The sequence below is a fragment of the Streptomyces glaucescens genome, assembly GCF_002154375.1.
In the GTDB taxonomy this organism is placed as follows: Bacteria; Actinomycetota; Actinomycetes; order Streptomycetales; family Streptomycetaceae; genus Streptomyces; species Streptomyces glaucescens.
In genome coordinates this window covers 1-8,041 of record NZ_MUND01000179.1, presented here as the reverse complement: position 1 = coordinate 8,041, position 8,041 = coordinate 1, and the positions used below count along the sequence as shown (strand labels likewise).

Genomic DNA, 8,041 nt, shown 5'->3' with positions numbered 1-8,041 from the left:
GCCGCCGGGGCTGGATGAGCTGGCGGATCACGTCGCCCGGCGGCTCGCCCCGCACAAGCGGCCCCGGGTGGTCCGTCACCTCGACGTCCTGCCCCGCAACGACATGGGCAAGATCATGAAGCGGGCACTGGGCCATGGCGCGTCGGCCGCACCGGCCGCGACCTGCGCCCGCGCCGTGTACGCCGCCGGGTCGGCGTCCGCCGGGCGCACCCGGGAGCCCGCGAACCCGACCTGGGCGCCCGGCAGGGCGAGCACCACGTCCGCGCCCGCGCCGAGCGTCGCCCAGCCGCCACCCGTGGTCGGATCGCGCAGTACGGCGATCTGGGGCAGCCCGGCCTCCCGGGTCAGCACCGACTGGCGGGCCACCCGCTGGAGTTGGGTCAGCGCGCGCATGCCCTCCTGCATCCGGCTGCCGCCGGTGGCGATCAGCGGCACGACCGGCAGCCGGTGCTCGCGCGCGTACGTGTACGCCGCCTCCAGCCGGTCCCCGGTGCGCTCGCCCAGCGAACCGCCGAGGAAGCCGAACTCGAAGGCGATCAGCACCGCCCGGGTGCCCTCCACCTCGGCGGTGCCGCACACCACCGACTCCGCTTCGCCGGTGCGCTCGGCGGCGCGGGCGCGGGAAGCGTCGTAGCCGTGCCAGCCGAGGGGACCGTCGGGGGCGTACTCCCTTATGGAGCAGGGCAGTTCCTCGAAGTCGTCGGTGACGAGGGCGATCGCCGCGCGGGCGCTCGGACGGCGCTCAGCCATGGCCCAGTGCCCGCTTCATGATCTTGCCCATGTCGTTGCGGGGCAGGACGTCGAGGTGACGGACCACCCGGGGCCGCTTGTGCGGGGCGAGCCGCCGGGCGACGTGATCCGCCAGCTCATCCAGCCCCGGCGGCTGTGCGCGGTCGGCGGGCACGATCCAGGCGACGATCCGCTCGCCCAGATCCGGGTCGGGCTCCCCGGTGACGGCGGCCTCCCGCACGCCCGGATGCTCCAGAAGGGCGTTCTCGATCTCTCCGGCGCCGATCTTGTACCCGCCGCTCTTGATCAGATCGGTCGCCTTGCGCCCCACGATCCGGACATAGCCGTCCGGGTCCCGCACCGCCATGTCCCCGGTACGGAACCAGCCGTCGGCGGTGAACGCGGCGGCCGTGGCGTCGGGCCGGTTGAGGTACCCGGTGAACAGGTTGGCGCCGCGCACCTGGATCTCGCCGACGGTCTCCCCGTCGTACACGGAGATCTCCGACCCGTCGTCCTCCACCAGCCGCAGCTCCACCCCCGGCAGCGGCACCCCCACCGTCCCGGCCCGGGCCTCGCCGTCGGCGCGGACACTGGTGTTCATCAGCGTCTCCGTCATGCCGTACCGCTCGATCACCCGCCGCCCCGTCGCCGCCGCGATCCGCTCGTGGTCGTGCACGGGCAGCGCGGCCGACCCGGAGACCAGCAGCCGGGCGCCGGTCAGCGCCTTCACCAGCTCGGGTTCCCCCGGCAGCGCCTCCGCGATCCGGTGGTACATCGTCGGCACCCCGAACAGCATGGTCGCGCCGGAGTTCAGCTCGGCCGCCACCCCCTCGGTGGTGAACCGCCCGAGGTGCCGCACACTGCCGCCCCGCCGCAGCGGGCCGAGAACGCCCAGCACGAGCCCGTGCACATGGAACAGCGGCAGCCCCTGCACCAGCACGTCGTCCCCGGTCCACCGCCAGGCGTCCGCGAGCGCGTCCAGGGTGGCGGCGACTGCCCGGCGCGGGATGACGGCGCCCTTCGGCGGGCCGGTGGTGCCGGAGGTGTAGACGACGAGCGCCGGGTCACCGTCGCCGGCGGTCTCCTCCGGGAGGGTGCCCACGGCGGTGACGTCGACATCGATCCGCTCCAGCCCGGCGAGCGCGGCGGGCAGTTCGTCCCCGGGCGCGGCCAGTACGGCGGCGGGCGCGCTGTCGCCCAGGATGTGACCCAGCTCCTGCTCCCCGGACCTCGGGTTCAGCGGCACCACGGGCACCCCGGCGAGGAGGGCGCCCACCGTTCCGACGGCCGTCTCCAGCACGGGCGTCGCCCACACGGCGACCCGCCCGGCCCCGCACACCCGCCCGGCCACGGCACCTGCGGCCGAGGCGAGCTGGGCGTAGGTCAGCGAACGCGGGCCGAACCGGAGCGCGGGGCGCGCACCGGTGGCGCCGTCGGCGAGCGCGGGGAAGAGAGAGGACACGCGGCGTACTCCTTGACCGTCGGGGCGGGCTGTCGGGGTCGGCATACCCGTTCGTTCCTATCAGGCCGCCGCCGCCCGCACTGTTCCGGTCGCGGGAGCGTTGTTAGCCTGCGCCCGGTCAGCCGTCGTCCCGGAGGGAAGTGCCGCCATGCCACCCCGTATAGCCCTGGTCACCTGCCGTCCCGGACCGGAAGTGGCCGTCGACCGGGATCTGCCGGAGCTGGAGCGGGCGCTGCGGGAGGCGGGGGCGGACGCACGGACCGTGGCGTGGGACGACCCGGACGCGGACTGGTCCGCCTTCGACCTCGCGCTGATCCGGTCCACCTGGGACTACAGCTGGCGGGCGCGGGAGTTCCTGGCGTGGGCCGAGAAGTGCCAGGCGGTCACGCGGCTGGCGAACCCGGCGGACGTGGTGCGGTGGAACGCCGACAAGCGCTACCTCGGGGAACTGGCGGCGGCCGGGGTGCCGACCGTGCCCACCCGGTACATCGCCCCCGGCGAGCGCGCCGACCTGCCCGACGACCACGAGTACGTCGTCAAGCCCACCTCCGGCGCCGGCGCCCGGTTCGCCGCCCGCTACACCCCGGAGCAGCGGGACACCGCCGTACGGCAGCTGGCGCGGATGCACGCGGAAGGGTTCACCGCGATGGTGCAGCCCTATGTGCGGGCGGTCGACGTCACCGGGGAGCGGGCGCTGCAGTTCTTCGGCGGGTCGCTGCTGCACGCCAGCCGGAAGGGGGCCGTCCTCACGCCGGGGACGCCGTACGACGCGCGGAAGGTGGCGCATCCGGGGGTGGCGGCGTGGGAGCCGAGCGACGCGGAACTGGCGGTCGCCGCGCGCGCCCTGGCCGCCGTACCCGACCGCTCCCGGCTGCTGTACGCACGCGTCGACCTCGTCGACGGGGAGGACGGCCGGCCGGTGGTGATGGAGCTGGAACTGGTCGAGCCGAACCTGTTCCTCGGCCTGCATCCGGCGTCGACGGCACGGGTGGTGGAGGCGGTGCTGGGCGCGGCGGGACGATACCCGGGCCCGCGCCCTTCGGCTGATCGGCCTGCTGCTCGACCGGCCGGGTGACCGAGCTACTCGACGACGACGCCGTCGCCGACGGCGATGGCTCCGTTGACGGCTGCCGAGTCACCCGCGTGGTACCAGCGCCAGGCGCCGGTGGTGTTCGCGGTCACCGTGGCCTTCAGGGCACCGCCGCTTCCGGTGTTGACCGTCTTCACCGTGGTGTAGGAGCCGCCGTCGGGGCGGAACTGCAGGGCCACCGGCTTGCCGGCCTGCCCGGTGTAGGTGTGGGTGGTCCAGTCGGCGTGGGCCAGCTTGCCGGTGATGGTCAGGGTCTTGCCCTTGACGACCGGCTCGGGGTCGGCGTTGGTGCGGGCCATGGTGGAGGCGCGCAGCACCTTCGTCGGGTACAGGCCGCCCTTGCCGACCACGTTGTGGTCCGCGTCGGTCGCCTGGAGGTAGACGTGCCAGGTGCCGGCGACCCCGTTGTCGACGAGCGACTTCGGGTCGATGGCCAGCGTCTGCGCGCAGCGCGCGACGGTGGCGCTCAGGTCCTGGCAGGACGGCTCGCTCACCGGCCGGGTCTGGGCGCTCCGGGTGTCGAGGCCTCCCGCGTACAGGGTCGCCCGGGAGGAGTACAGCTGGTTGATGTGGTGGACGGTGTAGTGCACGCGGAACTGCTTCGGCGTGCCGGTTCCCACGACCAGCGGCTCCCCACCGTTGATCGCGACGCTCGAGAAGGTGATGGGGTTCTCCTCCGCCTGGGCCGCCGGGACGGCGAGCGCGGAAAGAGCCAGGGCGCCGCAGAGGGCGCCCACGAAGGAGCGAATGCGCATGATGATCCCCACACTGAAGCCCGCCGGAATCCCCCCGGACGGGATAGTTGAATGTGAAGATCATATGAACCGCTGGGGGCGGCTGAAAGGATGTCAGGCTGCCTGTTACGCAGCCAGGACATACCGGTGACCGCGCTGCACCGGACGGGCCCGCCCGGGGGTTCCGGAGCCGGGTTCCGGATGCCGGAGTTCCGGGTGCCGGGGTCCCGGGTGCCGGAGTTCCGGGGGTCCCGGGTGCCGGACGGGCCCGTGGTCTCGATGGCGGCTCAGCGCTTGAGCGTGAAGGTGAAGTCGCCGGAGAGCCTGCCGCTCAGCCGGACCGCCGAGACGAGACTCCCCTCCGTGATCAGCCGCTCCACCTCGGCCCGCGACAGGCCGCAACCGTCGGCGATCAGCCGCACCGGCCGGACCGGGATCCGTGCCGCGAAGCGGACCGAGACGTCGATCACCTCGCGGTCCAGGTGATCCGAGCCGCCGGTGTCGAGACGCCAGGCGCCGTCCCAGTCGAGGGCGATGCGATTGCGGCGCCGCAGGACCGGATCCCGGAGCAGTTCGCCCGCCAGTCGAGGATCGTTGTCATGCAGCCGGTCCAGCAGCCCGGGCGGCACGGAGCGCACGTTCATCCGCTCCAGCACCGTGAGCTTCGCGGTCTCCCCGCACCCGGTACAGAGCACGAGGAGCCACACGTCGAGGAGCTTGTGGTTCGCGTTGACGCGAAACTTGCCGTTCGCCCGGAAGCGCTCCGACGCGCACGTGTGGCAACGGCGGCGAACGAGCGGCAGGCAGGCGGGCAGGACGACCCAGGTGTCGAGCACAGGAATACACCAATTCCAGTGAGAGATCCGCAGCAAGAAGCAGCGCGGCGCACAGGTGCGACGCGCGACCGATCAGCGCTCGGGAGGTCTCACACGGTGTACAACGGCATCTCCTTGACCGGACGACTCGTTCCGGCAGCACGGTAGGGGCGTACGACGGCGCCGCACCACCGGTTTTCCGCGAGGCGGGGTGGCAGGTGCCCGGACCCCGCGGCCCAGGCCGCACCCGGCTGTTCCCCGGTCAGGTGAGCGGCGCCTTGGACGGGCTGCCGCAATGCCCGGCCGTCAGGTCGAAGTCCTCGCGTCGGCCGCGGGCGAAGGCGCCTACCCCACCCACTCCCGCAGCAGCCGCTCCCGCTCCGCGGCCCGGGGGGTCCCCTCGTCCTCCCGCGTACGGCCCCACTCCGACATCGCCGCCAGGGTCGTGGCCAGCGTCGCGGCGCCCTCCGTGAGGCGGGACAGGATGGTGTGGGACAGGTCGAGCTCCGCCGGGGAGTACCCGACGGCCGCGGCGGCGTAGGCGGTCAGCTCGTGGTCGCCGCCGGACGACGCCACGCGCACCGTCATCGACGCCGGGCCCTGGTCCGTCTGGTTCGGGCCGATGGGCAGGGCCAGGTTTGTCACCATGTCGACGGCCAGGTCCCTGACCAGGCCGGCCTGCCGCTTGAGGGACTTCACGGGGGCGCCCGTCACCGTCAGCTCCCGCACGTCCTCCCACAGGTGGAGACCGGACTGCCGCTCGCCGAGGGCCAGCACGCCCTCGGGGGTCAGACGCACACCGGCAGCCAGCCCGGACGGCTTCGCCCCCACGTACACGTCGCCCTCGACGATCCAGAACAGGCCCACCATGGCCATGAGTTGCTCACTTCCCCCGAGTCCGGCACCACCGCCGGACCACCCATGAAACGGTCAGTCGTCCTCCGCAACGCGGGACGGAACCGGGAAGTTCCCGAGGCCGGCGGAGGTGTGGGCGTGGACCCGCAGCGGATCCAGGTGCAGTTCGTACGGGCCCATGCAGTCGGCGGCGAGGGTGCCCACGAGGACACCGCAGACGCACGCCATGTTGCGGCCACCGGTTCCCAGCGGCCCGCAGCAGCCCGCGTGCCCCCCGAGAGACGAGTGCGCCAGTCGCAGGCCGGGCACATCCTCCGGATGCACGACCACCGAGTTCCGCGGGCCGGCGGACACCATGCCGGTCATCGCCGGGGGCATGAGGAGAGCGCGGCCGCCCGGCTCGTGCGTCGCGCCGGGCGGCACGGCCACGAAGGGCGCGCCCCAGGGCTCGGGATCGATGGCGTAACCGCCCCGCGGCACCGTCGAGGGAGCGAGCCCTGTCTCGCGGTCCCGGTCCTTGTCGTGCACGGAGACGTCCGGGACCCCCGGGAGCTCCCGCAGGTCCGGGGTCAGCTCGGTGCCGCACCTCGCGCAGTGGAAGACCGTCATGCGGCGGCCCCGGGCGCGGAGGCCCGCTTGCTGGTGTCCCGGTGGGCGACGGCCTCGGCCACCTGGTCGATCGCGGTGCGCAGGAGGGCGCCGTAGGTGTCGTCGGGGAGGTGGGGGACACTCTCTCGCGCCGCGGTGACGTGCTCGGCGGCGGCCTCGAAGGAACCGAGTCGGCGGTGGTTGTCGGCCAGGTTGAGGTGCAGGGACGGATAGAAGCCGGCGATGCGGAGACCGGCGTGATGCTGCTGCGCACGCTGCTCGGTCACGGCGTCGGCGGCGTCCAGGGCCCGCACGTCCCAGGCCAGGGCCTCGGCGGGGTGGGCGCACAGGTCGGCCAGGTGGTGCGCGAGCGTGCAGCGGTGCAGGGGGTCGCCGGTGACACCGATCCGGGACCAGAGGTCCGCGAGTCTGCGGCGGGCGGAGGCGGAGTCGCCGGCCCGGCCCTCGGCGACTGCTCGGCCGATGGCGTCCATGGTCGGGTCGGGGCTGGGTGGGGTGGTGGCCATGGGAGGCTCCTCGTCGTTCGGTCAGGCGGGTGGGCCGTGCTTGACGGGCATGGCCACGGTGGTGAGGTCGCCGCGGTCGGCGGAGCGGATCGTGACGGGCTGATCGAGGCCACGCAGGTCGAGCAGTACGTCAGGGCCGATGGCCGTGCTGACGGCCGGGTAGAGCGTGATCAGTTCGAAAGAGACCCGGAGAGCCGGCCCCATGACGGAGGCCGGCAGCAAGGAGGCGGGGTGCGTCCCGACGCTCATGCCCTGCTCGGTCACGGACAGGGCGACCCGCTCGCCCGGGTGTGCCTCCAAGGCCCCCAGGAGCGCGTCCTTCGCGACCGTCACCCGGGTGACGACCTCGGGCAGGGACGCCAGCATCAGCCGGTGGTCGGGGAACTCCTCCGCCAGCAGCCGGCAGTGCTGGTCGGCACGGCTCGCGAGGCGCAACCAGATGCCGTGCGGGGTGGCTTCCACGCCCACCCGCGCGCTGCGGCGGATCTCGCCGACGGCCGCCCGCAGGTCGTCCCCGTCGACCGTGGCCGCCCACGTCATGGCCGCCGGCTCCGCGGGCACCAGGGTCCGGCTGGACAGCCGGTAACGGTCCGTCGCGGTCAGCGTGACCGCCTCCGGGGCCATTTCCCAACGCAGCCCACCGAGTACGGGCGTTCCCCCGTCACGTGCCGTCGCGGTCAGCACCTGCTCGATCGCGTCGGCCAGCACGGGCCCCTTCAGGGCGGTGACCGGCAGGCCCGGCGCAGCGGCGAGCGACGACTTGATCAGCGCGGCCTGCCGCCGTACCGCCTCCGCTTCCCCGAGGACCTTTCCGACGTGCTCGTCGATCAGCCGGGAGACGTCGTCGGGCCCGGCGCCGAGCACCGCCTCCACGGTGGCGAGCGGCATGGCGATCTCGCGGAGCCGGCGAAGCCCGGTCGCCCGCGGCAACTGCCCGGCGCTGTAGTAGCGGTAGCCCGAATCAGGGTCGACCTCGGCAGGGGACAGCAGCCCGCAGTCGGCGTAGAACCGCAACGCGCTGGACGTCAGCCCACTGCGCCGGGCGAAGGCCCCGATCGGCATCAGTTCGGAGTGTGGCACTCCGTCATCCTCGGCCTTCGACCCACTCGAAGGTCAACCGGCCGTGCGGACCGGCACGGCCGACGGCGCACCCTAGGCCGTGTCCGCAAAGTCCCGTCTGCCCCGCGACGCCTGGCACGCACTCTCGCCGCGCCGGGCGAAGCCCCAAGTACATCCAGTAC

8 protein-coding genes and 2 pseudogenes are annotated in these 8,041 nt (G+C 73.5%); 2 read left to right on the top strand and 8 right to left on the bottom strand.

Translation table 11 applies throughout. From position 1 onward, the window contains the following. Positions 1 to 139, top strand: a pseudogene (locus CCN42_RS44385) (acyl-CoA synthetase); the annotation flags it as partial. Here the strand turns inward: CCN42_RS44385 and CCN42_RS13445 are convergent. Both CCN42_RS13445 and CCN42_RS13440 read right to left on the bottom strand, forming a co-directional pair. After that, positions 127 to 750: pseudogene (locus CCN42_RS13445) on the bottom strand (carboxyl transferase domain-containing protein); the annotation flags it as partial. The pseudogenes CCN42_RS44385 and CCN42_RS13445 overlap by 13 nt on opposite strands. Next, positions 743 to 2,191 (bottom strand): acyl-CoA synthetase, encoded by a 1,449-nt coding sequence (locus CCN42_RS13440; protein ID WP_086735683.1) that lies wholly within the window; start codon positions 2,189 to 2,191, stop codon positions 743 to 745. The pseudogene CCN42_RS13445 and the gene CCN42_RS13440, both read right to left, overlap by 8 nt. Before the next feature lie 148 nt (positions 2,192 to 2,339). On the opposite strand from CCN42_RS13440, the gene CCN42_RS13435 reads away from it, so the two are divergent. Further along, positions 2,340 to 3,266 (top strand): ATP-grasp domain-containing protein, encoded by a 927-nt coding sequence (locus tag CCN42_RS13435; protein WP_086735681.1) that lies wholly within the window; start codon positions 2,340 to 2,342, stop codon positions 3,264 to 3,266. Between the two features lie 5 nt (positions 3,267 to 3,271). Here the strand turns inward: CCN42_RS13435 and CCN42_RS13430 are convergent, their stop codons facing one another. The 6 genes from CCN42_RS13430 to CCN42_RS13405 form a co-directional block, all read right to left on the bottom strand. Then, a complete protein-coding gene (locus CCN42_RS13430) occupies positions 3,272 to 4,036 on the bottom strand; it encodes a lipocalin/fatty acid-binding family protein (RefSeq protein ID WP_143661904.1) in 765 nt (254 codons plus the stop codon). 266 nt (positions 4,037 to 4,302) lie between these two features. Then, positions 4,303 to 4,851 carry a DUF1062 domain-containing protein gene (locus CCN42_RS13425; protein WP_086735677.1) on the bottom strand — a complete coding sequence of 183 codons (549 nt, stop codon included), beginning with the start codon at positions 4,849 to 4,851 and terminating at the stop codon, positions 4,303 to 4,305. A 324-nt stretch (positions 4,852 to 5,175) separates the two neighbouring features. Next, complete coding sequence (locus CCN42_RS13420; RefSeq protein ID WP_086735675.1) at positions 5,176 to 5,706, bottom strand: hypothetical protein; 531 nt, start codon at positions 5,704 to 5,706, stop codon at positions 5,176 to 5,178. A gap of 54 nt (positions 5,707 to 5,760) precedes the next feature. After that, the gene (locus CCN42_RS13415; protein ID WP_086735673.1) at positions 5,761 to 6,294 is read right to left on the bottom strand and encodes an LIM domain-containing protein; all 534 of its coding nucleotides are present in this window, start codon (positions 6,292 to 6,294) and stop codon (positions 5,761 to 5,763) included. Beyond that, complete coding sequence (locus CCN42_RS13410) at positions 6,291 to 6,800, bottom strand: hypothetical protein (RefSeq protein ID WP_086735672.1); 510 nt, start codon at positions 6,798 to 6,800, stop codon at positions 6,291 to 6,293. Before CCN42_RS13410 ends, CCN42_RS13415 begins: the two co-directional genes overlap by 4 nt. Positions 6,801 to 6,821: 21 nt before the next feature. Beyond that, a complete protein-coding gene (locus tag CCN42_RS13405; RefSeq protein WP_086735670.1) occupies positions 6,822 to 7,880 on the bottom strand; it encodes a DNA polymerase III subunit beta family protein in 1,059 nt (352 codons plus the stop codon). Positions 7,881 to 8,041: the final 161 nt, after the last annotated feature.